General features: G+C 75.8%; 23 protein-coding genes and 1 pseudogene. 11 read left to right on the plus strand and 13 right to left on the minus strand.

Features of this window, described 5'->3' with window-relative positions; genetic code table 11:
* The coding region (locus tag ACFV4N_RS09910; RefSeq protein WP_499672106.1) for a hypothetical protein at positions 1-198 on the minus strand (198 nt) is incomplete at its 3' end.
* A gap of 43 nt (positions 199-241) precedes the next feature.
* Entirely contained in the window at positions 242-847 is a 606-nt protein-coding gene (locus ACFV4N_RS09915) for a phosphoribosylanthranilate isomerase (protein ID WP_499672107.1), read from the minus strand.
* Positions 848-1,028: 181 nt separating this feature from the next.
* Between ACFV4N_RS09915 and ACFV4N_RS09920 the strand changes: the two genes are divergently transcribed.
* Complete coding sequence (locus ACFV4N_RS09920; protein WP_499672108.1) at positions 1,029-1,454, plus strand: ATP-binding protein; 426 nt, start codon at positions 1,029-1,031, stop codon at positions 1,452-1,454.
* A 76-nt stretch (positions 1,455-1,530) separates the two neighbouring features.
* Here ACFV4N_RS09920 and ACFV4N_RS09925 read toward each other — a convergent pair whose 3' ends face one another.
* A complete protein-coding gene (locus ACFV4N_RS09925) occupies positions 1,531-1,722 on the minus strand; it encodes a DUF2795 domain-containing protein (protein ID WP_499672109.1) in 192 nt (63 codons plus the stop codon).
* A gap of 159 nt (positions 1,723-1,881) precedes the next feature.
* Here ACFV4N_RS09925 and ACFV4N_RS09930 point away from each other — a divergent pair, with 159 nt between their 5' ends.
* Complete coding sequence (locus ACFV4N_RS09930) at positions 1,882-2,649, plus strand: GAF and ANTAR domain-containing protein (protein WP_499672110.1); 768 nt, start codon at positions 1,882-1,884, stop codon at positions 2,647-2,649.
* Between the two features lie 83 nt (positions 2,650-2,732).
* On the opposite strand, the gene ACFV4N_RS09935 is transcribed toward ACFV4N_RS09930, so the two are convergent.
* Complete coding sequence (locus ACFV4N_RS09935) at positions 2,733-4,502, minus strand: thiamine pyrophosphate-requiring protein (RefSeq protein ID WP_499672111.1); 1,770 nt, start codon at positions 4,500-4,502, stop codon at positions 2,733-2,735.
* 93 nt (positions 4,503-4,595) lie between these two features.
* Here ACFV4N_RS09935 and ACFV4N_RS09940 point away from each other — a divergent pair, with 93 nt between their 5' ends.
* On the plus strand, positions 4,596-5,762 hold the full coding sequence (locus tag ACFV4N_RS09940) for an amidohydrolase (RefSeq protein WP_499672112.1): 1,167 nt from the start codon (positions 4,596-4,598) through the stop codon (positions 5,760-5,762).
* 115 nt (positions 5,763-5,877) lie between these two features.
* Here ACFV4N_RS09940 and ACFV4N_RS09945 read toward each other — a convergent pair whose 3' ends face one another.
* Positions 5,878-6,786 carry a tetratricopeptide repeat protein gene (locus tag ACFV4N_RS09945; protein WP_499672113.1) on the minus strand — a complete coding sequence of 303 codons (909 nt, stop codon included), beginning with the start codon at positions 6,784-6,786 and terminating at the stop codon, positions 5,878-5,880.
* 257 nt (positions 6,787-7,043) lie between these two features.
* Here ACFV4N_RS09945 and ACFV4N_RS09950 point away from each other — a divergent pair, with 257 nt between their 5' ends.
* Positions 7,044-8,036, plus strand: coding sequence for a hypothetical protein (locus ACFV4N_RS09950; RefSeq protein ID WP_499672114.1), 993 nt, complete (start codon positions 7,044-7,046; stop codon positions 8,034-8,036).
* Here the strand turns inward: ACFV4N_RS09950 and ACFV4N_RS09955 are convergent.
* Positions 8,012-8,704: pseudogene (locus tag ACFV4N_RS09955) on the minus strand (AfsR/SARP family transcriptional regulator); the annotation flags it as partial. The gene ACFV4N_RS09950 and the pseudogene ACFV4N_RS09955 overlap by 25 nt on opposite strands.
* Before the next feature lie 42 nt (positions 8,705-8,746).
* Positions 8,747-9,289, minus strand: coding sequence for a GNAT family N-acetyltransferase (locus ACFV4N_RS09960; protein ID WP_499672115.1), 543 nt, complete (start codon positions 9,287-9,289; stop codon positions 8,747-8,749).
* Between the two features lie 168 nt (positions 9,290-9,457).
* Here ACFV4N_RS09960 and ACFV4N_RS09965 point away from each other — a divergent pair, with 168 nt between their 5' ends.
* A complete protein-coding gene (locus ACFV4N_RS09965) occupies positions 9,458-10,108 on the plus strand; it encodes an NPCBM/NEW2 domain-containing protein (protein WP_499672116.1) in 651 nt (216 codons plus the stop codon).
* 71 nt (positions 10,109-10,179) lie between these two features.
* Here ACFV4N_RS09965 and ACFV4N_RS09970 read toward each other — a convergent pair whose 3' ends face one another.
* The 4 genes from ACFV4N_RS09970 to ACFV4N_RS09985 all read right to left on the minus strand — a co-directional run bounded on the left by ACFV4N_RS09970 (position 10,180) and on the right by ACFV4N_RS09985 (position 14,967).
* Positions 10,180-11,280 carry a MerR family transcriptional regulator gene (locus tag ACFV4N_RS09970; RefSeq protein WP_499672117.1) on the minus strand — a complete coding sequence of 367 codons (1,101 nt, stop codon included), beginning with the start codon at positions 11,278-11,280 and terminating at the stop codon, positions 10,180-10,182.
* An 86-nt stretch (positions 11,281-11,366) separates the two neighbouring features.
* Positions 11,367-12,137 carry an SGNH/GDSL hydrolase family protein gene (locus ACFV4N_RS09975; RefSeq protein ID WP_499672118.1) on the minus strand — a complete coding sequence of 257 codons (771 nt, stop codon included), beginning with the start codon at positions 12,135-12,137 and terminating at the stop codon, positions 11,367-11,369.
* Positions 12,134-14,590, minus strand: a complete 2,457-nt coding sequence (locus tag ACFV4N_RS09980) for a SpoIIE family protein phosphatase (RefSeq protein WP_499672119.1) — start codon at positions 14,588-14,590, stop codon at positions 12,134-12,136. Before ACFV4N_RS09980 ends, ACFV4N_RS09975 begins: the two co-directional genes overlap by 4 nt.
* Positions 14,587-14,967, minus strand: a complete 381-nt coding sequence (locus ACFV4N_RS09985) for an STAS domain-containing protein (RefSeq protein WP_499672120.1) — start codon at positions 14,965-14,967, stop codon at positions 14,587-14,589. Before ACFV4N_RS09985 ends, ACFV4N_RS09980 begins: the two co-directional genes overlap by 4 nt.
* Positions 14,968-15,192: 225 nt before the next feature.
* Between ACFV4N_RS09985 and ACFV4N_RS09990 the strand changes: the two genes are divergently transcribed.
* Entirely contained in the window at positions 15,193-15,903 is a 711-nt protein-coding gene (locus tag ACFV4N_RS09990; RefSeq protein WP_499672121.1) for an STAS domain-containing protein, read from the plus strand.
* 40 nt (positions 15,904-15,943) lie between these two features.
* On the opposite strand, the gene ACFV4N_RS09995 is transcribed toward ACFV4N_RS09990, so the two are convergent.
* The gene (locus ACFV4N_RS09995; RefSeq protein ID WP_499672122.1) at positions 15,944-16,753 is read right to left on the minus strand and encodes a hypothetical protein; all 810 of its coding nucleotides are present in this window, start codon (positions 16,751-16,753) and stop codon (positions 15,944-15,946) included.
* Positions 16,754-16,967: 214 nt separating this feature from the next.
* Here ACFV4N_RS09995 and ACFV4N_RS10000 point away from each other — a divergent pair, with 214 nt between their 5' ends.
* On the plus strand, positions 16,968-17,354 hold the full coding sequence (locus ACFV4N_RS10000; protein ID WP_499672123.1) for a nuclear transport factor 2 family protein: 387 nt from the start codon (positions 16,968-16,970) through the stop codon (positions 17,352-17,354).
* A gap of 177 nt (positions 17,355-17,531) precedes the next feature.
* Positions 17,532-20,522, plus strand: a complete 2,991-nt coding sequence (locus ACFV4N_RS10005; RefSeq protein WP_499672124.1) for an AfsR/SARP family transcriptional regulator — start codon at positions 17,532-17,534, stop codon at positions 20,520-20,522.
* Between the two features lie 18 nt (positions 20,523-20,540).
* Here ACFV4N_RS10005 and ACFV4N_RS10010 read toward each other — a convergent pair whose 3' ends face one another.
* Positions 20,541-20,807, minus strand: coding sequence for a hypothetical protein (locus ACFV4N_RS10010; RefSeq protein WP_499672125.1), 267 nt, complete (start codon positions 20,805-20,807; stop codon positions 20,541-20,543).
* Between the two features lie 267 nt (positions 20,808-21,074).
* On the opposite strand from ACFV4N_RS10010, the gene ACFV4N_RS10015 reads away from it, so the two are divergent.
* Genes ACFV4N_RS10015 through ACFV4N_RS10025 form a run of 3 tightly spaced genes read left to right on the plus strand, consistent with a single transcriptional unit; the run spans position 21,075 to position 24,093 of the window.
* A complete protein-coding gene (locus ACFV4N_RS10015) occupies positions 21,075-22,340 on the plus strand; it encodes a helix-turn-helix domain-containing protein (protein ID WP_499672126.1) in 1,266 nt (421 codons plus the stop codon).
* Positions 22,341-22,381: 41 nt separating this feature from the next.
* Complete coding sequence (locus ACFV4N_RS10020; protein ID WP_499672127.1) at positions 22,382-22,834, plus strand: cobalamin B12-binding domain-containing protein; 453 nt, start codon at positions 22,382-22,384, stop codon at positions 22,832-22,834.
* The gene (locus ACFV4N_RS10025; protein ID WP_499672128.1) at positions 22,831-24,093 is read left to right on the plus strand and encodes a methylaspartate mutase; all 1,263 of its coding nucleotides are present in this window, start codon (positions 22,831-22,833) and stop codon (positions 24,091-24,093) included. Before ACFV4N_RS10020 ends, ACFV4N_RS10025 begins: the two co-directional genes overlap by 4 nt.
* Positions 24,094-24,108 lie beyond the last annotated feature (15 nt).

Consider the following 24,108-nt stretch of genomic DNA (forward strand, 5'->3'; position numbering starts at 1 on the left):
CGGGCCCCGCACCACCGCCCGGACCTCCGGCTGATGTGGCGCGTCCCAAGGGCCCACGGTCGCCGGGTCCGCCGCCGCGGCGGGCGCGGGGGTGGCGTGGAAGTGCACGCCGCCCTGGATGAGACCGGCCTGGACGCTGTGGCCCAGGACACCGCCGTCGACGTGGTTGGAGACCTCGGGGCGACCGCCTCGTTCCACCGCTGCTCCCTCGCGTGCCGGGTGGCCGCACGACCGGTCCGGGTCAGTCCCCCGCCGACCTGGCGGCGGCGACGAACTCGCGCATCAGCCCGTGGTCCTTCACCCCGCGGCCCGACTCGATGCCGCTGGACACGTCGACGCCCCACGGCCGGGCCAGGGCGACGGCCTCGGCCACGTTGTCCACGCCCAGCCCGCCCGCCAGCAGCCACCGCCCCTCGGGGCGCGCCCGCTCCAGGGCGGACAGGTCCCAGCGCTCCCCCGAGCCCGCCACGGGCGAGTCGAGCAGCAGCAGGTCCTCGCCGCAGGCGCCCACGCGCACGTCCGTGCCCGGCTTGAGCGCGACCGCCCGCACCAGGCGCACGCCCGAGGCCGCGACCTCGTCGAACGCCTCCCTCGGGTAGTCGCCGTGCAGCTGGGCCGCCCCGATGCCGGACGCCTCGGCCAGGCGGCGCACCTCGTCCGCACCGACGCCGCGGAACACGCCGACCGCGAGCACGTGCGGCGGCACCTCGCGCACCAGCCGCCGGGCCGTGTCGAGGTCCACTCGCCGCGCGCTCTCGGTGAACACGAAACCCACCGCGTCCGCGCCGGCCTCGACCGCCACCGCCACGTCGGCCTCGGTGCGCAGGCCGCACAGCTTCACGTACATACCGGTGACAGTAGCGCGCCGGCCGGGGCGCGCCGGCAGGTGCTTGTCCACAGAGGACAAGCCCTCGGGCCGGGCGGGGTGGAATGAACGACGCACCGCACGTCGGGGGCGACACGGGGACCGCCGGACAGGGTAGCTTCTGCGCAGCAGTCACATTTCGGGGATTCGCAGCACAGGCGTCTTGAGCAGACAGGACGGGTTCGCCATGGCCGATGAGGGTGATCACGCACCACCCGTGCCGTTGGTCGTCGACTTGACGGGGCCGCACCCGCCCGCGCTGGCGGACGTGCGGCGGCGCACCGTCGCGCACCTGCCCGCGCTGCCCGACGACAAGGTGGACGACGTGCTGCTGGTCGTCACCGAGCTGGTCAGCAACGCCTACGACCACGGCGAAAACCCGCTGGAGCTGCGCGTGGGCGCCACCAGGCAGCTGATCCGCGTCGAGGTGGACGACGAGTCGCCGCACGTGCCGGTGCTGGGCCGCTCCTCCGCCGGGCGCTACCGCGGGCACGGCCTGCTCATGGTGGAGAACCTGTGCAAGGACTGGGGCGTGGCGCACCGCGCCTCGCACAAGACCGTGTGGGCGGTCCTGACCGGCGGAGCCTGAGCCGAACAGCCGGATCCGGTTCCGCCGAACGGCCCAATCCCGACGCCCCGGACGGTCGGGGCGGGCACACCGCGGCTCAGCGGTCCCCGACCGCTTTCAGCACCTCGTGCCGGTCGGCGTAGTCGCTCTCGGGCAGCTCCCGCAGCGCCTGGATCGCGGTCGCCTCGCCCTTGCGGATGGCCGCGTCGAGCAGGTCGTCCTTGGTCGCCGGGAACGCCACCTCCTCCAGGGCGTGCTCGACGTGTTCCCGTACGGTGGGTGCGGACATCGGCGTTCCACCTCTCTCGCCTGCGGCGGGTCGTGGTCCCGGCCTACCCCGGTGGCGGCAGGTCCAACCCACCCGTCCCGGTGCTGTCGCGCGGCCGTCACGGCGCTGGAGCAGGATGGTCCAACGGGGGGATCACACGGACGCGGACGAGAGGTGCCCATGAGCGACAACGACCTGGCGGTCCGGTTGAGCGAGGTCGCCCGCGCCCTCCAGCGGCGCGGCACCGCGCAGGAGACGCTGGACGGGATCGTGCACGCGGCGGTGCGGACCATCCCCGGCGCGCGGCACGCGGGGGTGATGTCCGTCGTCGGCAAGCGGGAGGTCGACACCATCTCCGCGACCGACGACCTGCCCCACAAGGTGGACCAGGTCCAGTTCGAGACCGGTCAGGGGCCGTGCCTGACCGCGCTCTACCAGGACCGGACGGTCAGCGTGCCCGACCTGGCCGCGGACACCCGGTGGCCCCGGTTCACCGCGCGGGCCCGGTCGCTGGACGTGGGGAGCATGCTGTCGTTCCAGCTGTTCGTGGAGGGTGACGACCTCGGGGCGCTCAACCTGTACGCCCCCGAGCCGCACTCGTTCGACGAGGAGTCCCTGCACGTGGGGCTGCTGTTCGCGAGCCACGCGGCGGTCGCCCTGGCCGAGGCGCAGCAGCGGGACCGGCTGGTCCAGGCGGCCCACACCCGGGACCTGATCGGGCAGGCCAAGGGCATCCTGATGGAGCGGTACAAGATCAACGCGGACCAGGCGTTCTCGGTGCTGGTGCGGGTGAGCCAGCAGAGCAACCGGAAGCTGCGCGACCTGGCCGAGGAGCTGGCCACCACCGGCAACCTGCCGGCCGGGGGTAACGGCGGGCGGCGGGTAGCGGCGGGCGGGCAGAGCGGCTACCGGCAGGTCACGCCCGACGTCGCCGGCCACCAGCGCTGACGCCGCTCGACGCCGCCGGCCACCAGCGCTAACGCCGCCTACCGGCCACCGCAGCCCACCGGCGCTAACGCCGCCCGCCGGCACTACCGCCGCTCGTCGGCGCGCTGGCGCCGCAACTGCTCCAGCGCCGCCTCGTTCGACTCCTGCTCCAGCGCCCGCCGCATGGTGTCCGCCTTCTCCTCCGGCAGGTGCGGCGCGAGCAGCGGCACGTCCGGGTCCACCACGGCCTCCACCACCACCGGCCGGTCGGCGTGGAAGGCGTCCTGCCAGGCCCGTCCCACCTGGTCCGGCGCGTCGACCCGGATGCCGCGCAGGCCCAGCAGCTCGGCGTAGGCGGCGTAGGGGAAGTCCGGCACGCGCTGCGAGGTCTCGAAGCGCGGGTCGCCCTCCATCTCGCGCTGCTCCCAGCTGACCTCGCTCAGGTCGCGGTTGTGCAGCACCAGCACCACGAACCTCGGGTCGGCCCAGGTGCGCCACCGGTCGGCGACCGTGATCAGCTCCAGCAGGCCGTTCATCTGCATCGCGCCGTCGCCGACCAGCGCCACCACCGGCCGGTCGGGCGCGTGCAGCTTCGCGGCCAGGCCGTAGGGCAGGGCGCAGCCCATCGACGCCAGGTAGCTGGAGGTGTGCGCGGGCGCGCCGACCGGCAGCGCGAGGTGGCGGGCGTACCAGTAGCAGGCCGAGCCGACGTCCACGGCGACCTGGACGTCCGTCGGCAGCGCGGCGGACAGCTCGTGCACCACGAGTTCCGGGTTGAGCGGGTCGGCGGGCAGCCGGGTGCGCAGGCCCGCCAGCTCACGCCACCGGGCGACGCTCTCGAACACCTCCTGCTCCCACGAGCGGTCGGGGTTGGGCGTCAGCAGCGGCAGCAGCGCCCGCAACGTCTCCGTCGAGTCACCCACGAGAGGTACCTCGACCGGGTACTTGCCGCCGACCACGCGGGCCTCGATGTCGATCTGCACGGCCCGCGCCTGACCGGGCTCGGGGTAGAACTCGGTCCACGGGTCGTTGCTGCCGACGATCAGCAGCGTGTCGCAGCCCGCCAGCAGCTCGGCGCTCGCGGTCGTGCCCAGGTGGCCCATGACGCCGGTGTGCCAGGGCGCGTCCTCGGTCATCACGGTCTTGCCGACCAGGGACGCGGTCGCGCCCGCGCCCAGCAGGTCGACGACCTTCGCGATCTCGGGTCCGGCGCCGGTCGCGCCGCGACCGATCAGCAGCGCGACCTTCCGACCGGCGTTGAGCACCTCGGCGGCCCGGCGCAGGTCGTCCTCGCGCGGCAGCACGCGGGGCCGGGCGACGACCGCCGAGGAGGGCACCACGCCGTGGGTGTGCGGCAGGTCGTCCACCGCGTCGGCGCGCTGCACGTCGTGCGGCACGATCAGGCAGGTCGGCACGCGCTCGGAGATGGCGGTGCGCATCGCGTTGTCCAGCAGCACGGGCAGCTGCTCGGGCGCGGACACGGTCTGGAGGTACCGGCCGCAGACGTCCTTGAACAGCGCGTGCAGGTCCACCTCCTGGAGGTAGCCGGTGCCCAGCGCGGTGGACACGACCTGGCCGACGATCGCGACCACCGGGCGGCGGTCCAGCTTGGCGTCGTACAGGCCGTTGAGCAGGTGGATCGCGCCGGGTCCCTGGGTGGCCAGGCACACCCCGACCCCGCCGGTGTACTTGGCGTGGCCGGTGGCCATGAACGCGGCCATCTCCTCGTGCCGCACCGGCACGAACTCGGGGTCGCCGCCGGCCCGGTTCAGGGCGGCGAGGATCGGGTCGATGCCGTCGCCCGCGTAACCGAAGACCCGCTGCACGTCCCACGTCCGCAGGCGCTGGACCAGGGCGTCGGCGACCGTGCTCATGCGTCCTCCTCGAAAGCGGGCGTGTGGTCGCCGAGTTCCCGGGCAGCGGCCGCCGAAACGCTTGGCGGTCGCCGCCCCGGGTACCACCGGGTCGTGGACGTGGAGCGGTGTCACGCGGCGGTGGACGCGGAGCTGGCGGTGCTGGGCGACCGGTTGCGGGAGGTGGCCTCGGCGCTGCACGGTGACCCCGAACCGGCCTTCGCCGAGCACCGGGCGGCCGACCGGCTGTGCGCGGAGCTGGCCGCGGGCGGGTTCGCGGTGGAGCGCGGGGTCGCCGGGCTGGGCACCGCGTTCGTCGGCCGGGCGGGTGACGGCGGGCCGCGCGTGGCGCTGCTGCTGGAGTACGACGCGCTGCCCGGCCTGGGTCACGCCTGCGGGCACAACCTGATCGCCGCCGCGGGCCTGGGCGCGGCGCTGGCCGTGCGGCCGGTGCTGGGCGAGCTGCCCGGCACGGTGCTGGCCGTGGGCACGCCCGCCGAGGAGGGCGGTGGCGGCAAGGTCGTCCAGGTCGAGGCCGGCGTGTTCGACGGGGTGGACGCGGCGCTGATGTTCCACCCCGGCCAGTACGGCTGGACGCGGGCGCCGCTGACCGCGCAGGTCGAGCTGCGGGTGACCGTGCGCGGCCGGGCCGCGCACCCCACCGGCAACCCCACCGAGGGCGTGGACGCGCTCGCCGCGCTGATCCAGGTGTTCAACTCGCTGGGCGCGCTGCGGCCCCGGCTGCCGACCGGCTCGCACGTCCAGGGCATCGTCACGCGCGGCGGCGAGGCCACGAACATCGTGCCGGACCTGGCGGAGGGCCGCTTCGGGCTGCGCGCCCTGACCACCGACGGGCTGGAGCGGCTGGTGGAGCAGGTCACCGACGTGGTGCGGGGCACGGGGCTGGCCACCGGCACGTCGGTGGAGGTCGAGCGGACCCGCGCGCCTTACGCGCACTTCCGGGACAACGCCGTGCTGTCGGGGCTGTTCGCGCGGCACCTCGCGGACGCGGGCATTCACCTGACCGAGCCGACGCCCGGCGTGTTCCTGGGCTCGTCGGACATCGGCAACGTGAGCGCGGTCGCGCCCGCGATCCACCCGTTCGTGGCGATCGTGGACGAGGACACCTCGGACCACACCCCGGCGTTCGCCGCCGCCGCGGGCAGCGAGCGCGGCCTGGCCGTGATGCTGGCCGCCGCCGGCGCCCTGGCCCACACCGCGGTCGACGTGCTCGGGCGCCCCGAGGTCACCGCCGCGGCGTGGACCGAGTTCCGCGGCTGACGGGTGCGCGGCCGGCCGGGCCCGCAGGTGAAGGGTGCGCAGCCGGCCGGACCCGCGGCTGACGGAGGCCAGGGCTGACGGGTCCGAGCCGACCGCCGGCCCCGGGGCAGCCGCGTCAGCCGGCAGTGCTCTCGTCGAGCAGCCGCCGGACCCGCCGGACGTCCTCGTCCCGGCCCTGCGCCCGGTACAGCCCGATCGCCTCCTGCCGCGCCGCGCGGGCCCGCGCGTGCTCGCCGAGCGCGGTGTGGGCGTCGCCGAGGTGGCACAGGGTGTTGGCGACCTCGTAGGTGTAGCCGAGGGGGCGGAGCAGGGCGAGGACCTGCTCGTAGCGCTCCACGGCCTCGCGGTGGCGGCCGGTGAGGTGGTCGGCCCGGCCCAGCTGCACCAGCACGGCCGACTCGCCGACCGGGTCGCGGTGGCGGCGGAGCAGGGCCAGGGCCGCCCGGCCGTGGGTGCGGGCGGCCTCGTAATCGCCCAGGACCAGGGCGTACCCGCTCACCTGGGTGAGCGCGTCCGCCTCCCACAGCGGCTGGTCGAGGGCGCGGAAGAGGTCCAGGGCGCGGGTGGCGTGCGCCACGCCCTTCCGGTCGTCGCCCCAGTAGCTCCAGGCCCACCCGAGCGCCAGGTGGGTGTAGGCGAGTTGAGGGGTGTCCCGGTGGTGCTCGGCCAGGGCGAGCGCCCGGTGCAGGTGCCGGGTCGCCTCCTCGTGCCGCCCCAGGTCGGTGCAGGCGGTGCCGAGGCACCGGTGCGCGGTGATCAGGGAGGCGGGGTCGGGCAGGTGGGCGGCGGCCTCCAGCGCGGCCCGCCACACCGCGACCCGGTCGCGGCGGTGCCCCCGCCGCACGTGGAACGTGGTCAGGGTCCGGGCGAGCTGCCACACGACCCGGTGCAGGCCCAGGGCGGCGGCGGTGTGCTGGACGGCGAGCAGGTCGGGGTGCTCGGTCTCGTACCAGGTCATCGCCGCGGCGAGGTCGGGCAGCGGCTGGGGCCGGGTGCCGGGCGCGGGCGGGTCGAGCCGCAGCACGACGCGGTCCGGCGCCAGGAGCTGGTCGGCGGCGCGCGGTGTGCAGGTAGAAGTCCACCAGCCGCGCCAGCGCCGGGCCCCGCACCGCCTCCGGTTCGGTCCGGGCGGTGGCGGCGGCGTAGCCGCGCACCAGGTCGTGCATCCGGTAGCGGCCGGCGGCGTCCCGGGTGAGCCAGGACGCCTGCTCCAACTGACCCAGCACCCTCCTGGCGTGCGCGTCGGGCAGACCCGTGAGGCTCGCGGCGGCGGGGAGGCCGATGTCGGGTCCGGGCGCGATGCCGAGCAGCGCGAACACGCGCGCCTGCTCCGGGGTCAGCGCCCGGTGCGACCAGGACAGCACGGCGGGCAGGCTGGCCGCCGGGTCGTCGTCGTCCAGCGCGCTCAGCCCCGGGTCGCGCAGCTCGTTCGCCAGCAGGGCCAGTGGGAGGTCCGGGTGGACGTGGGCGTGGCCCGCGACGATGCTCAGCGCCAGCGGGAACCCGCCGCACAGCGCGACCAGCTCGGCCACGGCGCCGGGTTCGGCGTCGACCCGGTCGGCGCCGAGCCGGTCGACCAGCAGGGCGCGGGCCTCCTCCTCGGCCAGCACGGCCAGGGGCAGGTGGTGGGCGCCGTGCCCGGTGATCAGGCCGGACAGCCGGTTGCGGCTGGTCACCACGACCGCGCACGAGTCGCCGCCGGGCAGCAGCGGGGTGACCTGGGCGGTGTCCGCGGCGTTGTCCAGCACCAGCAGCACCCGCCTGCCCGCGACCAGGCTGCGGAACAGGGCCGCCTGGGCGTGCGGCTCGGCCGGGACGCGGCCCGGCTCGACACCCAGCGCGTCGAGGAACCCGCGCACCGCCACCGCCGGGTCCATCGGCTCGCCCTCGGGGCTGGAACCCCGCAGGTCCACGAACAGCTGCCCGTCGGGGAACCGGTCGAGGTGCCGGTGCGCCCAGTGCAGCGCCAGCCACGTCTTGCCCATGCCGCCCGCACCGGCGATGGCCGAGATCACCACCGTGCCCGGCGCGCCGCCCAGGGTCGCGTCCAAGCGGTCGAACTCGTGCCGGCGGCCGATGAACGACGCGGGCGCGGCGGGCAACTGGCGCGGCACCACCGGCCCGGCCCCCACACCCGCCCGCACCGCCGACCCCGCCCCCACCCCCGCGATCAGGCCGGGGTCGGCGGCCAGGATGCGCCGGTGCAGGTCCTGGAGCGCCTCGCCGGGATCGGCGCCCACCTCCTCCACCAGCCGGTCCCGCAGCAGCCGGTAGTGCTCCAAGGCGTCCGCGGCCCGCCCCGCCCGGTACAGGGCCAGCAGGTGCTGGGCCGCCACCCGCTCGTCCAGCGGGTGCTCCCCGACCCTGGCGGACAGCTCCGCCACCAGCTCCTCACCCCCACCCGCGCTCAGCCGGGCGTCGACCAGGTCGTGCTCGGCGTCCAGGCGCTCCCACCGCAACCGCTCCCGCTCGGCCGCCGCCCACTCCCCGGTGAGGCCGGTCAGCGGCTCGCCCCGCCACAGGTCCAGGGCGTCGGTCAACAGCGCCACCCGGTCGGCGGCGCCCGCACCCCTGGCGCGGAGGCGCAGGGCGCGGAACCGGTGCAGGTCCACCGCCTCGCCGGCCTCGCCCAGCACCAGCGCGTAACCGCCCGCGCGCAGGGCGATCCCCCCGCCGGCGGCCACCAGGGCGCGCCGCAACCGCGAGACGTAGCTCTGGAGCGTCGCGCGCTCCCGGAGCGGCGCGTCCGCGCCCCAGACCCGCTCCACCAGCCGCTCGGCGGGCACCACCCGGCCCGCGTCCACCGCGAGCGCCGCCAGCACGCACCTCTGCCGCGCCGGGCCCAGGTCGAGCACGCGGCCGTCGGCGCGCGCGGTCACCTCACCCAGCAGATCCAGCCGCACCACCACGTCGGAGCCCCCCTGAACGCGTTCCTCCCCCACCCACAGGGATAGCCGGTCGGCAGGCGCGGCGCCACCACCGGCTCACGTCAGCGGGTACTCCATCGAGACGCCGGCCAGCACCGTGCCGTCCGGCAGCGGCACGCGGGCGCGCTCCACCTCGCGGAAGCCGAACGACCGGTAGAGCGGCACCCCGGGCAGCGTGGCCATCAGCACCAGCGACCGGAACCCCGCCTCCCCGGCCGACCGCTCGCACGCGCCCAGCAGGGCGCGGCCCAGGCCCCGGCGCGCCCAGTCGCCGCGCACGAACATGGCCCGCACCCGCGCGGGCTCGGTGGCCGGGTCCAGCAACCGGTCCTCGCCCGGCCGCGCGCCGGAGCCGGTGTAGAGCTTGTCCCGCTTGCTCCACCCGCCGCAGGCGACGACCTCGCCGGCGTGCTCGTGCACGAAGTAGGTGCCGTCGTCGACGAGCACCACGTCGGGCACGGTGAGGTGCTCGGCGGCCGACGCCGTCTCGCGCTCGTCGTAGAAGTGCGGGAACAGCTCCAGCACCGAGCGCCGCATCAGCTCGCCGATCGCCGGCACGTCGGACCGGACCGCCGCGCGCAGCACGGGCACCTCCGCCATGGACCCCTCCTCCACCGTCGACCCGGGCGATTGTGCCGGGCCGGCCGTCAGGGCGGGCGCGGCTCAGCGGGACCGGCGAGAACCGGCGCGCCGCGACCGGTACGGCCGAACGGGTCGATCGGCCCGGATCCCGCTCCCGGCGCGACGGCCGGCCGGCACAGTCGGTCCGTGACCGATCGGGAAACCCTCGACCCGGCGATCCAGGCCGCCCGGATCAACCGCCGCGGCGCGGTGGTGGCGGCGGTGGTCGCCGCGCTGATCACCGGCACGGCCACCGGTGTCAGCGCGTACTTCGCGGGGCGCGAGGAAGGCGGCGCGACGGCGTCCACCGTGACCGTCGTCCACACGGAGACGGTGACCGAGTCGGCCGCCGACCCGGCGGGGCGGAACTCGCGGCCCGGCTCGAAGTCGCTGCTGGAGCTGAACCCGGTGGAGGCCTCCGGCACCATCGTCACCGACCCGCAGCGGGTCGACACCGAGGACTACCAGCGGGCCATCACCGCGTGGCTCGGCACGTGCGGCGGATCGGGCGCCCTGGCCTCGCGCACCTACCACCTCGACCGCCGGTACGAGCGGCTCCGCACCGGGGTCGGGCTCGGCGACGGCTCGAAGAGCGGCCGGAGCGTCGAGTTCAGCGTCTTCGTGGACGAGACGCGGATCGACTCCGCCACCGCCCAGGTCGGACTGGGGCAGGTGCGGAACCTGGACGTGGACGTGACCAACGCGCTGCGGGTGCGCTTGGAGGCCCGGTTCCTCGGCGGCACGTGCTTCGACGAGTACCAGGCGGGCGCGGTGTGGGTCGAACCGACGATCGAGTAGCCGCGCCCGGTGGCGTCGGCGCGCGGCGGGGACCGCCGGTCCCGGTGCCCCCACCGGGACCGGCGGCCGGCTCAGCCGGCGACCACGTCGGCGACCACGCAGACCACGTTGTCCGGGCCGCCGTTGGTGTTGGCCAGGTCGACCAACCGCTCGGTCGCGCGGTCCGGGTCGGGCGCGGAGGCCAGCGCGTCCCGGAGGTCGGCCTCCGGGACCACCGCGTGCAGGCCGTCCGTGCTCAGCAGGTAGCGGTCGCCGAGCAGGGCGTCGTGCAGCGCGAGGTCGGGGTCCACCCGCGCGCCGGTCAGGGCGCGGACGAGCAGGGCCCGCTGCGGGTGGCTGCGCGCCTCCTCCTCGGTCAGCCTGCCCTCGGCGATCATCGACTCCACCACGGTGTGGTCGTGCGTGATCCGGAACAGCTCGCCGCCCCGCAGCAGGTACACGCGCGAGTCGCCGACGTGGACCAGGCCCAGCCGCGACCCGGACAGCACCAGCGCGGTCAGCGTGGTGCCGCTGCACCCGTCGACGGGGTTGGCGGCCAGGTCGTCGGCGACGACCGCGCCGGCGCGGTGCACCGCGTCGGCCAGCGCGTTGAGCAGTTCGCCCGCCGGCACCGGCTCGTCCAGCGCGGCGAGCGCGTCGACGGCGGCGGCGCTGAGGGGTGCGCCGCGGGCCCCGAAGCCGTCGGCCACGGCGAGCAGCCGCTCGCCCGCGTAGCCGGAGTCCTGGTTGGCGTCGCGGACGAGGCCGCGGTCGGTGCGCAGGGAGTAGCGGAGCGCGAGGCTCATGGTGTCGTCCTTCCCGGACAGCTGTGCCACGAGGAAGGCGGCCAGGTCGCGGCGGGCCGCGTGGTCGGACTCGACCCGGACCCAGTAGGCGCGCACCGCGTCGGCGACGTCCGCCGGGTCCAGCGCGCACACCTGCCGGATGCGGTCGAGCGGCATCCCGAGCCGGCGCAGCCACGCCACCAGGCGGGCCCGGTCGAGCTGGTCCGGCGCGTAGAACCGGTAGCCCGACCGCGGGTCCACCCGGGCGGGCGTGAGCAGGCCGAGTTCGTCGTAGAGCCGCAGCGCCTTCGGCGTCAGGCGCGACAGGCGCGCGAACGCCCCGATGGTCAGCGGCTCCGCGCCCCGACCCGGCCCTCCCCCACGACCACTGGAACCCGAGCCCACCACGTCCGGCCCCCTTCCCCGGCCGGGCGGGCTGCCCGGCCGGTTCCCACCGTGCGGCCTGCCCCTCGGTGAAGGTCAACCACGGCTGGTCAGACGTGCCGCCTGGCCTCCACCGGCGTCCAGTCGCGGTGCTTGCCGGGCTCGTGGTCGCCGGAGGAGATGCCGCGCAGCCGGCGGTTCACCCACGGCAGCACGTGCTCGCGGTAGTACCGGGCCTCGGAGAGCAGGCCGCGGGTCGCCTCGGGACCGGGTTCGACGGCGTGCGGCGGCACGGGGTGGCCCAGGGCGGTGAGCACGGCCGACGCGACCCGGCGGTGCCCGGCGGCGTTGAGGTGCAGCCGGTCCGGCGACCAGTAGGCGGGCCGCCGGATCTCGGCGTCGTTGAACATGTCCACGAACAGCAGGTCGTGGCGCCGCGCCAGCTCGGTGATCGCCGCGGTCAGCTCCGCGCCCCGGCGGCGGACCACCCGCCCGAACGGCAGCCTGGCCGACGGGTCGGCCCCGCTGAGCAGGACCAGCCGCACCCCGGCGTCGAGGCAGCGCCGGACCGCCCGCTCGGTGAGCGCCACCAGGCGGGCCGTGTCGATGCCGGGCCGCATCATGTCGTTGCCGCCGCCGTTGAACGTGACCAGCGTGGGCGGCGGGGTGAGCGCCAGGGCGGCGTCGAGCTGGGTGGTCGCGATGGGTTCGAGCAGCCTGCCGCGCACGGCGAGGTTGGCGTAGTGCACGGTCTCGCCGAGGGCGTCGGCCAGGCCCGCCGCGACCAGGTCGGCCCAGCCGCGCGGCGAGCCGTCGGGCAGCTCGTCCCCCACGCCCTCGGTGAAGCTGTCGCCCAGGGCCGCGTAGCGCACGGCGCTCATCGGAGGTCCGCCCGGTCGCCGGCCCGCGCGGGGATCTCGGCCCAGACGACCTTGCCGTCCAGGGTGGTGCGGGTGCCCCAGCGCGTCGCGAACGCGTTGACCAGGTGCAGCCCGCGCCGCCGGTCGTCCTCGGGCTCGGCTTCGAACATCCGGGGCATGGTGGCGCCGCGGTCCGCGACGTCCACGGTCAGCCGCGCGCCGTCGTGGTGCAGGCGCAGCGTGCCCGGGTCCTCGGTGTGCTTGACGGCGTTGGTCACCAGCTCACTGGTCACCGTCAGGGCGACGTCCAGCACGTCGGTCAACTCCCATTCTCCCAATCGGTCGGCGACGAAGGCCCGCGCCCGCGCCGCCGCGGCGGTGTCGGCCTCCAGCGGCAGGGCGGCGACCCGGCGGTGCCCGGCGGTGTGCCGGACGTGCAGCAGGGCGACGTCGTCGTCGTGGCGGCCCTCGGTGAGCCGGTCGATCAGCTTGTCGCAGGCCACCTGCGGGTCGAGGTCGTCGGGCAGCAGCCGCAGGCCGTCGACCAGCGCCTCGATGCCCTCGTCCAGGTCGCGGTGGCGGCTCTCGACGAGGCCGTCGGTGTAGAGCGCCAGGCACGCGCCGGGCGGGAACGCGGTGTGCTCCTGGGCGAAGGACTCCCCCACGCCCAGCGGCATCCCCAGGCCCTGGCCGAGCAGCCGCGGTTCGCCGCCGGGCGGCAGCAGGATCGCGGGCAGGTGCCCGGCGTTGGCGTAGGTCAGCGTCTGGTCGACCGGGTCGTGCACCGCGTACAGGCAGGTGATGAAGGTGGCGCCGGGCGTGCTGTCGGCCAGGTTCGACACGCGGCCGAGCACGTCGGCGGGCGGCAGGTCCAGCAGCGCGTAGGACCGCACGGCGGTGCGGATCTGCCCCATGACCGCCGCCGCGGTCACGCCGCGCCCGACCACGTCGCCGATGACGAACGCGGTGCGCCCGGCGGGCAGCTCGATCACGTCGAACCAGTCGCCGCCGACCTCCGAGCCGGTGGCGGCGGGCAGGTAGCGGGAGGTGATCTCCAGGTCGGGCACGTGCGGCACGGTCGGCAGCATGCTGCGGGCCAGCTCGGTGGCCATGGTGCGCTGGCGGCCGAACAGGCGGGCGTTGTCCAGCGCGATCGCCGCGTACCCGGCGATGCCCTCGGCGAGCTGCTGGTGGCGCGCGGTGAACCGACCCGGTTCCCGGTGGCCGAAGAAGAAGCCGCCCACCACCTCCTGCGAGGACGGCGAGACCACCGACACGGCGAGGTAGCTGCGCACCGGCAGGTGGCCCGGCGGCATCCCGCGATAGGGCTCGCTGAGCCCGTACCGGGGGTCCCGGGTGATGTCGTCGGAGCGGACCGTGCCCAGGCCGTCGAACGTCGCGGCGAACACGGCGGTGTTGCGCGGCATCGGGAAGCCCTCGAACGCCTCGCGCGGCACGCCGGAGAGGGTGTAGAGGGAGTAGGACTCGCCGTACTGGTCGACCAGGTTGTAGAAGAACGCGCCGAACGCCGCGCCGGTGGCCTTGGTGGCCGCGTCCGTGGCCTCCTGGGCCAGCACGTCGAGGTCGAGCTGGGCGGTCAGCCGCTGCCCGACGCCCTGGAGCACGTCGACCAGCTCGGCTTCGGCGCGGATGTCGCCCAGCGCGGTCTCCAGCGCGGCCGCCTGGCCCCGGGCGACGTCCTCCAGCACCTCCAGGTGCTCGCGCAGCGCGTCGCGCTGGGCGGCCAGGCCCGCGCCGCTCCAGGGGTGGGCGAGCAGGCCCGCGCGGACGCTGACCGCGACGGCCCGGAACAGCTCGGCGGCGTCGGGCGGGATCGGCGCGCGGGAGAACAGCACCACGCAGAACACGTCGCCGCCGGGCAGCACGCCGCCGAACCCGAGGACCGAGGCGATGTCGTAGGCGGCGACGAAGTCCTGGTCGGGCACCCGGTCGCTGCCCAGGGCCACGGGCACGTGGAAGACGCCGAACCGGCCCCGGCCGTCGTCGAACGACCCGGCGGCCACGTCCTCGGGCCGCACGCCCAGCTCGTCGACCAGGGTGGAGATCATCGGCACGCCGCTGACGGCGGCGGCGTCGGGCAGGGGGATGACGCGGTGGCCCCGCGAGCGGGCCGGGTCGTTCCAGGCCGGTTCGACGCCGGCGGTGGCCTCCAGCGCCAGGCAGCGCAGGTCCGGGTCCGGCGGTGCGGTCGCCCCGGCGCGCACGACCCGCCGCGCGTCCTCGGCCAGGTCGGCGAAGCGGCGCGTGGAGAACAGCCGGACCAGTTGGAGGACCGGTTCGCCGCGCTCGTCGACGAAGTCCGCGCGCAGCCGGCGGACCACGGCCTCGGCCGCCGCGGTGAAGTCGGGCGCCCGCTCGGCCGCGCCGCGCAGGGCCGCGGCGACCTCCACCATGTCGGACAGGCCGAAGGCGGCGAAGCGGTGGCCGGACCGGGCGTCTCCAGCTGGGGTCATGAGCGGCGGCGCTCGTCCCCACCCGCCGGCACCTCGTCGACGATGGTGAACAGCTGGTCCAGCGACGTCATCGTGATGGCCGCCTTGACCTGGGGCCGCAGCGCGGCCAGGCACAGCGCGCCGCCCGCGGCCCTGGTCGCCTTGTGCAGCCGGACCAGCGCGCTGAGGGCGCTGGAGTCGCAGAACGTCAGGTCGGACAGGTCGAGCACGAGGGGGCCGCCCGCGGCGGCCAGCGGTTCCGCGACCTCCAGCAGCCTCGGGGTCGTGCCGAAGTCGAGTTCGCCGGTCACCGCCACTACGGTGTCCTCGGCGCGGTGCAGGACGTCCACCGACAGCGACAGCGCTTCGTCCACCCTCTTCTCCTCCACGCCGTTCATCCACCGGAGCCTAACCCGAGGCGCCGGGCCCCCAGCACCCTGCCACACCCGTGACCGGGCGTTACGCGGCCACCCCGCCGCCATGTGGACGAGTGTCACACCTCCGTGTGGTCGATGCGAGGACGACGGCGAAGCGGTCCCGGGACCGGGCCACCCGGCGTGATCGTCGCCGGTGATGGCGGCGGTCGAGCGGCAGGCTGCCGACCAGCGTGGTTGAGTGGAGCCGTGACTACCCCGGAGCCGACTACACCGGAGACGCCCGCACCCGAGGCGACCACGCCGGAGCCGACCGCCCCGGAGACGCCGACGCCGGAGCCGACGACGCCGGAGGCGACCGCTCCCGAGGCCACGACGGCCGGGGCGACCTCGCCTGGAGCGAGCGCCCCGGAGGCGAGCGCGCCAGGCGCGAGCGCCCCGGAGAAGAGCACTCAGGAGAAGAGCACTCAGGAGAAGAGCGCCCCGGAGAAGAGCGCCCAGGAGAAGAGCGCCCAGGAGAAGAGCACCCCGGAGGCCAACCCCTCGGAGGCGAGCGCCCCGGAACCGGGCGAGCCGGAACCGGCGGCGCGCCCCTGGACGCGGGTCGAGCCCCTCGCCGACACCCAGGCGGTGGCGGTGCGGGTCGGTGGTGACATCGACCACAACACCGCCGAGGTGTTGGACGAGGGCCTCGACGAGGGCCTGGCCAAGGCGATCGAGGCCGAGGCGTTGCTGCTGGTGGTGGACCTCCGGGAGGTGGGCTTCGTCGCCTCGACGGGCCTGTCGTCGCTGATCCGGGTGCACAACGCCGCCAAGGACAAGGGCCTGGACCTGGTCGTGGCGCTCCCCGAGGAGCACCGGCTGTCCCGCCTGCTCTGGCTGACCGCGCTGAGCCGCATCCTCACCGTGACCAACTCGGTCGAGGAGGCGCTCAAGCAGGCGCCCCGCAACCCCGCCTGAGCCCGCTCACGTCACGTGCCCGCTCACGACACGGGCCCGCTCACGACACGGCGGCGAACACCACCGGCCGGGTCGAGACGGGCTTGTACTGGTCCACCACGTTCTCGTTCGCGCCCCACCAGTGACCGGTCGGCACGTCGGCCGCCGTGGTGCTGATGAACAGCCAGCCCCGCCCGACGCCGCTGTACTCGGTGGCGCCGACGGCGCGGGTGTCGCGGAAGGACTGGTAGGGCGAGGCCGGGTTGGTGCTCGCCACGCCGTGCGGGTTGCTGGTGCTGTCGATGACCGGCACGGCCCACTCGCGGGTGGCGGCGTCGCCGTCGCGGTCGTGCAGGTGGGGCGTGCCCGCCACGACGGCCACGTGACCGGTCGCGTCGCCCGTGCCGCCCGCCGAGTCGGTGTACTTGATCGCCACGACGTCGCCCGGGGCCAGCGAGGACACCGCGGTCTTGGTGGTGAAGTGGTCCGCGCCCGCCAGGAGGCCGTCGTGGTACTTCGCGGCGGTGGGGCTGGTGCTCTGGAACTCGTCGAGCAGGTAGGCGTCGGTGGCCCAGGCGAAGGTGTGCTTGAGCGCCCGCGTCAGCAGCGGGGCGCACTTGGCCTTGTTCTCGTAGGTGGTCGGGCTGCCGGGCGTGCCCCACACGACGCTGGTCGCGACGTCGGCGTGCCCCTTCGCGCCGGGGTAGAAGTTGTAGTCGTCCTGTCCCGGCCAGGCCAGGGAGTTGAGGTTGTCGGCCAGCTCCGCCAGCTCGGCGTACAAGGTCGCCGACGTGGCGCCGGCCGGCGCGGCGGGCAGGACGACCGCCGCGGCGGCGAGGGCGCAGGCGGTCAGGGTGCGGATCGCGGGCATCGTGGTGTTCCCCCTTGCGGACGGGCGGCCGGTCGTCGGCCGCCTCGGGCTTCCAGGAGGACGGACCGCCCCGGCCGCGCGCTGATACACCGGAGCGCGAGCGGTTCGGTCCACCGCAGGTCGGGCTGGGCGCGATAGCGCAGCGATAACCGGCGGTTAGCGCAGCCGGGGAGGGTGAACGGCGCAAGGACGCCGACGGAGGGGGAACAGGGGCATGGCAGCGGACCGGTGGCAGGGCCGTCACCAGCCCGGCGCCGCGGTCACCGCGGTGGGGGCGGAGCACGTCCGACTGAGCTACGAGTACCTCGACCGGCGCGACCTCGACGGTTACGCGTCGCTGTTCGACGCCGACGCCGTGCTCCAGCGGCCCGGTGAGCGGGAGGTGCGGGGGCGCGCCGAGATCGAGGCGTACCAGGCCCGCCGGGAGCACCGGCCGGCCACCCACGTCGTGGACGAGGTGATCGCCGGCGAAGGGCGCGTGGCCGTCGTCGGCAGGCTGGTGGGAGCGGGTGGCGAGACCGGTTTCGCCGACATCTTCGCCATAGGCGAGCACGGGTTGCTGCGCTCCCAACGCACGTTCTTCTTCGTCGCGCCCGCCTGAACGGGGCAAGCGCGCTGCTCCCGACGCCCCACCGCCCGGGGACGAACGGACCATTTGGAATTGGCGACTTTGCACCCTAGTGCGACATCCCATGACTGCCGGTTACCGTCGGGGCGGGGGCTGAGCGCTGGGAGTCGAGCGTTGGAAGTCGGGGCACGGTTGTCGCAGGTCCCTCCGGTGTATCGGGTACTGGGGCCGTTGCACGTCTCGAACGGGTCCGACCGCGTGGGCAAGATCCCGCCGGGGCGGCAGCAGGTGGTGCTGGGCGCGTTGCTGCTGGAGGCCAACCGGGTCGTCAGCATCGATCACCTGATCGACGCCGTCTGGGACGACTCGCCACCGGCGACCGCGCGCACGCAGGTGCAGATCTGCGTCTCGGCGCTGCGCAGCAACCTGGCCGCCGTCGACCGCGGCGACGCCATCACCACCCGCCCGCCCGGCTACCTGCTGCGCGTGGCGGACGGCGAGCTGGACGCGCAGGTGTTCGCGCGGCTGACCGGCGAGGCCGAGTCGCTGGCCCGCGCGGGCGACCCGCGGGCCGCCGCGGAGCTGCTGCGCCAGGCGCTGGGCCTGTGGCGCGGACCGGCGCTGGGCGGCGCCACGGCCGGGGTGCTGCGCGCCAGGGCCGCCAGGCTGGACGAGGACCGGCTGGCGGTGCTGGAGACCTCGCTGGAACTGGAACTGGGCGCGGGCAGGCACCGGCAGCTCGTGGGCGAGATCAGCTCGCTGGTCGCCCAGCACCCGCTGCGGGAGCGGCTGCGCGGGCAGCTGATGCTGGCGCTGTACCGGTCGGGCAGGCAGGCCGAGGCGCTGGAGGTCTACCGCGCGGGCCGCGACGTGCTGATCGAGGAGCTGGGCCTGGAGCCCGGTGACGAGCTGCGCCGGCTGGAGTCGGCGATCCTGGCGGGCGACCCGGCGCTGGCCGTGCGGTCGGAGGCGCAGCCGCTCGGGGGTCCCCCGCCGGGCGGGCCGGCGCCGCTCGGCGGGCCGTTGGCCGAGGCGCCCCGGCCCGCCGCGCCCGCGCCGGAACCGGTGGTGCCGCTCCAGCTCCCCGCCGACGTCGGCGACTTCACCGGGCGCGCGGAGCTGGTCGCGCGGTCCCTGGAGCTGCTCGTGCCGGGCGGGCGCGCGACCCGCGTCGTGGCGCTGGTCGGCAAACCCGGCATCGGCAAGAGCGCCCTGGCCGTCCACCTCGCGCACCTGCTGGTGGACAACCACTTCCCGGACGGGCAGCTCTACTGCGACCTCGGCGGCACCAGGTCGCACCCGGCGACCGCGGCCGACGTGCTCGGCAGGTTCCTGCGCGCCATGGGCATCCCCGGCACGTCCATCCCGGACGCCGAGGACGAGCGCGCCGAGATGTACCGGCAACTGGTGGCGCGCAAGCGGATGCTCGTGGTGCTCGACGACGCGGCGGCCGAGCGGCAGGTGCAGGCGCTGCTGCCGGGCAGCAGCACGTGCTCGGTGATCGTGACCAGCCGCGCCCGGCTGACCGGGCTGCCCGGCGCGCGGGTGCTGGAGGTCGAGGTGCTCGACCACGACGAGGCCACCGCCATGCTCGCCACGGTCATCGGCCCCGAGCGGGTCGACGCCGAACCGGCCGCCGCCACCGCGCTGATCCGGCTGGTGGGCTGCCTGCCGCTGGCGCTGCGCATCGTGGCCGCGCGCCTGGCGGCCCGGCCGAGCTGGTCGCTGGCGTGGATGCTGGAGCGGCTGTCGGACGAGCGGCGGCGGCTCGACGAGCTGGCGCACGGCGAGATGATGGTGCGCGCGAGCCTCGCCCTGACCTACGACGGGCTGGACGTCGAGTCGCGCCGGCTGCTGCGGCTGCTGGGCGCGCTCGAGGGGCTGGGCTTCCCCACGTGGGTGGCGGCGGCGCTGCTGGACGTGGAGCCGATGCGCGCCACCGACCTGCTGGAGCGGCTGGTCGACGCGCAGATGCTGGAGATGGTCGCGCTCGACGTGACCGGCGCGCCGCGCTACAAGTTCCACGACCTGATCCGGCTGTTCGCCCGGGAGCAGTTGGAGCAGCACGAGGAGGAGGCCGAGCGCCGGGGCGCGCTGCAGCGGGTCGCGGGCGGCTGGCTCGCGCTGGCCGGCGAGGCGCACGCGCGGGTCTACGGCGGCGACTTCACCTCTCTGCACGGCGACGCGCCGCGCTGGCACGCGCCGCGGTCCTCGGTGGACCGGTTGCTGGCCGATCCGCTGGTGTGGTTGGAGTCCGAGCGGCCCAACCTGTGCTCGACGGTCGAGCTGACCGCCGCGGAGGGCATGGCCGAGGCGTGCTGGGACCTCGCGGTCACCCTGGTGACGCTGTTCGAGGCGCGGTGCTACTTCGACGACTGGGAGCGCACGCACCAGCAGGCGCTGGCCGCGGTGCGCCTGGCGGGCAACGCGCGGGGCGAGGCGGCGCTGCTGTGCTCGCTGGCGTCGCTCCAGCTGAGCTGGTCGCGGGCGCGGGTGGCGCACCAGCTCGTCGGCCCGGCGCTGCGCACGTTCGAGGAGCTGAACGACGTGCGCGGCCTGGCCCTGGCCCGGCGCAACCTGGCGCTGGCCCACCACCGCCTCGGCGAGAACGAGCAGGCCGCGCCCGCCTACCTGGCGGCGCTGGAGGACTTCCGGCTGGCCGGGGACCCCGTGGGGCAGGCGTACGTGCTGACGCAGGTCGCGCAGATCGACCTGGAGAACGGCGACCACGAGCTGGCCGCCGGGCGGCTGTACGAGGCGCTGGACATCTGCCGGGAGTTCGGCAACCAGCGGGTGGAGGTGCAGGTCCGGTACCGGTTGAGCGACCTGATGGCGCGCCAGGGGCGGCACGCGGAGGCCGAGGGTTCGCTGACCGAGCTGCTGGGGGTGGTGCGCGCCGGTGGCGACGTGGTCGGCGAGGCGCGGGTGCTGCACAGGCTGGCGGTGGTGAAGCTCGCCCTGGGCGACCAGGAGACCGCGGAGGCGCTGCTGCGGGCGGCGCTGGAGGTCCGGGAGCGGGCGATGGACCACGGCGGCGCGGCGGAGACGCGGGCGGAGCTGGCGGTGGTGCTGGCCCAGCGGGGCGAGCGGGCCCAGGCGGTCGGCCTGTTGGGCCGGGCGATCACGACGTTCGCGGAGCGGAACATGAGCGCGGCGCGGCTGCGGGCGCAGCGGGCGCTGGACCTGATCCGGACGGGCTGACAGCCGCCCGGTCCCCCGTCACGCCCGCGTCGGGCCCCAGGGGGTGTCGTCGCCGGTCGGACCCCACGGGGTGTCGTCGCCCTCGGCGGTCGGGCCCCACGGGGTGTCGTCCGACGTCGGGCCCCAGGGCGTGTCGTCACCGGTCGGGCCCCAGGGCGTGTCGTCGGCGGCCACGACGGCGGCCGGCGCGGGTGTCGCGGCGTGGGCGGCGGTCGCGCCGAGCACCGGGGCGAGCACGATCGCGGCGAAGGCGGCGGTGGCGGCGATGACCTGGTTGACGCGCATGTCGTGTCCTCTTCCGGCTGTGGCGCCCCGGGCCGTCCCGGGCTGCTGCAACCGAAGTTAGGAATGCTCAGCATCGCGGGATTATCGCCGGCGAATGCATCCGTTATCGGAGGCGTTATCGCCGTGCGGCGGGCACCGCGATAACGCCGCGATAAGCGCGTGGAGATGCTGGTTGACGGGTCGGGTCACCGGGGCGTTCGAGCAGGTCGCCGAGGGTGCGCCGGACCGCATGTCGAGCAGCGGGACTTCATCGCGACTGGAGGTGGCATGGACGGGAATCCAGCGCGGCGGCAATTCGGTGAACTCCTGCGCGAGCACCGGGTGAAGCGCGGCGCCACGCAACGGCAACTGGCGGACTTGTCCACCATCAGCGTGCGGGCCATCCGCGACCTGGAGGCGGGCCGGGCGAGCAGGCCGCGGCGTGACACGGTGCGGCTGATCGCGGCCGGGCTGCGGCTGCGCGGTCGCGAGCTGTCCTCGTTCGAGGCGGCGGCGCTGCGGGCGCGCGGCGGGGTCGAGATCGACCTGGTGCCCGACCTCGACGCGGTGCCGCCGCCGTCGGGGCTGGACGCCCTGGTGGGGCGGGACGCCGAGGTGGCCGCGCTGCTGGACCTGCTGGGTGCGGGCGGTTCGCGGCTGGTCGCGGTGACCGGTCTGCCCGGCGTGGGCAAGACGCGCCTGGTCGTCGAGGTCGCCGGGCGGCTGCACGAGTCCGGTTCGGCGCGCGTGCTGTGGGACGCCGCGTCCGCGCGCCCCGACGGCGCCGCCGGGCGGCTGCGGCTGCTGGTGCACTCCGCGCTGGCCCGCGCCGGCGACGGCGAGGGCCTGGACCCGCTGGCCGAGCTGGTCGGCGACCGGGAACTGCTGCTGGTGCTCGACGGGCACGAGCCGGGCTGGCCGGACCCCGACCGGGGGCTGGCCCTGCTGCACCGCTGCCGCCGGCTGCGCCTGCTGCGCACCACCCGTGAACCGCCGGCCATCCCGGGCGAGCGGGTGGTCGCGCTGCCGCCCCTGGACCGGCCGGACGCGGTGCGGCTGCTGACCCGGCTGGCCGGGCAGGTCTCCCCCGGCACGGCGGCCCGCTCGGCGCCCGCGCTCGCGGAGCTGGCCGACCGGCTCGACGGCCTGCCGGGCGCGCTGGAGGCGGCGGCGTCCTGGCTGCTGGTGCACCGCCCCGAGGAGGTGCTCGACCTGGTGCGCGCCGACCCGCTGGCGGTCACCGCCGACCGGCTGCCCGACCTGCGCGGCGCGCTGGCCCGCGCCCTGTCCGCCGTGGACGGTCGGGCGGCGGACGGCGACCGGGCGGCGCTGGACGCGCTGGCCGCGGCGGGCGGCGACTGGACCGCGCGCGACGCCGCGCGGCTGGCCGGCGTGCCACCGGTGGCGTGCGCGCACCTGGTGCGGCGGCTGCGGCTGCTGGGCCTGGTGCGGCCCGTCGGCGGCGACCGCTTCCGCGTGCTGGACCTGGCGCGCGCCGCAACTGCCGCTCTGCTGCCGGTCGGGCTGCCGCTCGCCGGGGTCCGCGACTCCTAGTTTTCGGACATCACGACCAACCTGCGACGCGAGGGGTTGCCATGGACTTGGCGGAACCGACCAGCGCCCACCCGGGGCTCGACATCGTGGTGACGAGCCTCGCCTCGGACGCGCACACCTGGAACCTGGTGTACCTCCAGCTCGTCCTGGAGGAGCTGGGCCACCGCGTGGTCAACCTGGGCGCGTGCGCGCCCGACGACCTGATCGTCACCGAGTGCGCCCGGCGCCGGCCGGACCTGGTGGTGGTCAGCAGCGTCAACGGGCACGGCTTCCACGAGGCCAAGCGGGTGATCGCGCGGCTGCGCGGCCGGCCGGAGCTGGCCGCCACCCCGGTGGTGGTGGGCGGCAAGCTGGGCATCGACGGCCCCGGCGGTCGGCGCCGAGCCGCCGCGCTCACCGAGGCGGGTTTCGACGGCGTGTTCGAGGACGCGGCGGGCAGCATCGCCGAGTTCCGGTCCTTCCTGGACCGGCTGCCGGTGGGCGTGCGGTCATGAGCGACGGGTCGTTCGGCGGGTTCGTGGCCGCCGCCGCGGCCCGCGGTGAACTGGTCGTGCAGCCACGCATGGGGATCGGCGACCCGGCGGCGATGCGCGCCGGGCTGCTGGCCGTGCGGCGCGCCGGGGTGCCCGCGGTCGGCACCCTCACCCTGGACAGCTTCACCCGGGTCGGCGACCACGCCGCGGTGCGCGCCGCGCTCGCGGCGGGCGACGACCTCAACGGCTACCCGATCGTGGCCTACCCGCCGGGGACCACGCGGTCGGTGCTGGCGGGCCTGCACGGCCCGGACTTCCCGGTGCAGGTGCGGCACGGCTCGGCCGAGCCGCAGGACATCGTGGTCGCGCTGCTCGCGGCCGGCCTGCACGCCACCGAGGGCGGCCCGCTGTCCTACTGCCTGCCCTACAGCCGGGTGCCGGTGGCGGAGGCGGTGCGCGCGTGGGCCGAGTCGTGCCTGCTGCTGGCCGGCCTGCGCGAGCGCGGCGGCCGGCCGCACCTGGAGTCGTTCGGCGGCTGCATGATGGGCCAGCTGTGCCCGCCGGGGCTGCTGGTGGCGATCAGCGTGCTGGAGGGGCTGTTCTTCCGCCAGCACGGCCTGGGCAGCGTGTCGCTGAGCTACGCCCAGCAGACCCACCCGGAGCAGGACGCCGAGGCGGTGCACGCGTTGCGCGCGCTGGCCGCCGAGCACCTGTCCGACGTGGACTGGCACGTGGTGCTCTACACCTACATGGGCGTGTTCCCCCGCACCCCGCACGGCGCGACCGCGCTGCTGGAGCGCGCGGCGGAGCTGGCCGTGCGCACCGGGGCGGCGCGGCTGATCGTCAAGACCGTGGCGGAGGCGCACCGCATCCCCACGGTCGAGGAGAACGTCTCGGCGCTGCGGATCGCGAGCCGCGCCGCCGCCCGCACCCGGCCCGGCGGGCCCGTCGCCGACACCGGCGTGCTGGCCGAGGCGCGGGCCATCGTCGAGGCCGTGCTGGACCTGTCGCCCGACGTGGGCACGGCCCTGGTCCGCGCGGTCGAGCGCGGCTACCTCGACGTGCCGTACTGCCTGCACCCGGACAACGCCGGGCGCACCAGGGCGGTGGTGGACCCCACCGGCAGGCTCCGGTGGTCCCGGATCGGGGCGCTGCCGCTGGCGGGCCTGGTGGAGACCACCGGGCGGGCCGAGACCACCGCGGCCGAGCTGCTGCGCTCGCTGTCCCACGTGGAGCGCACCTTCGACGACGCCGCCCTGGACCCGACCGGGATCGGCTGACCCCCTACTCCCCCT

The organism is Actinosynnema sp. NPDC059797 (genome assembly GCF_042732085.1).
Classification (GTDB): Bacteria; Actinomycetota; Actinomycetes; order Mycobacteriales; family Pseudonocardiaceae; genus Actinosynnema.

Excerpts from the sequence above, each read along its gene's own strand:
- ACFV4N_RS09915 (WP_499672107.1), bottom strand. The coding sequence starts at position 847 with ATGTACGTGAAGCTGTGCGGCCTGCGCACCGAGGCCGACGTGGCGGTG.
- ACFV4N_RS09925 (WP_499672109.1), bottom strand. The coding sequence starts at position 1,722 with ATGTCCGCACCCACCGTACGGGAACACGTCGAGCACGCCCTGGAGGAG.
- ACFV4N_RS09930 (WP_499672110.1), top strand. The coding sequence starts at position 1,882 with ATGAGCGACAACGACCTGGCGGTCCGGTTGAGCGAGGTCGCCCGCGCC.
- ACFV4N_RS09935 (WP_499672111.1), bottom strand. The coding sequence starts at position 4,502 with ATGAGCACGGTCGCCGACGCCCTGGTCCAGCGCCTGCGGACGTGGGAC.
- ACFV4N_RS09950 (WP_499672114.1), top strand. The coding sequence starts at position 7,044 with ATGTCGGGTCCGGGCGCGATGCCGAGCAGCGCGAACACGCGCGCCTGC.
- ACFV4N_RS09960 (WP_499672115.1), bottom strand. The coding sequence starts at position 9,289 with ATGGCGGAGGTGCCCGTGCTGCGCGCGGCGGTCCGGTCCGACGTGCCG.
- ACFV4N_RS09975 (WP_499672118.1), bottom strand. The coding sequence starts at position 12,137 with ATGAGCGCCGTGCGCTACGCGGCCCTGGGCGACAGCTTCACCGAGGGC.
- ACFV4N_RS09980 (WP_499672119.1), bottom strand. The coding sequence starts at position 14,590 with ATGACCCCAGCTGGAGACGCCCGGTCCGGCCACCGCTTCGCCGCCTTC.
- ACFV4N_RS09985 (WP_499672120.1), bottom strand. The coding sequence starts at position 14,967 with ATGAACGGCGTGGAGGAGAAGAGGGTGGACGAAGCGCTGTCGCTGTCG.
- ACFV4N_RS09995 (WP_499672122.1), bottom strand. The coding sequence starts at position 16,753 with ATGCCCGCGATCCGCACCCTGACCGCCTGCGCCCTCGCCGCCGCGGCG.
- ACFV4N_RS10000 (WP_499672123.1), top strand. The coding sequence starts at position 16,968 with ATGGCAGCGGACCGGTGGCAGGGCCGTCACCAGCCCGGCGCCGCGGTC.
- ACFV4N_RS10010 (WP_499672125.1), bottom strand. The coding sequence starts at position 20,807 with ATGCGCGTCAACCAGGTCATCGCCGCCACCGCCGCCTTCGCCGCGATC.
- ACFV4N_RS10015 (WP_499672126.1), top strand. The coding sequence starts at position 21,075 with ATGGACGGGAATCCAGCGCGGCGGCAATTCGGTGAACTCCTGCGCGAG.
- ACFV4N_RS10020 (WP_499672127.1), top strand. The coding sequence starts at position 22,382 with ATGGACTTGGCGGAACCGACCAGCGCCCACCCGGGGCTCGACATCGTG.
- ACFV4N_RS10025 (WP_499672128.1), top strand. The coding sequence starts at position 22,831 with ATGAGCGACGGGTCGTTCGGCGGGTTCGTGGCCGCCGCCGCGGCCCGC.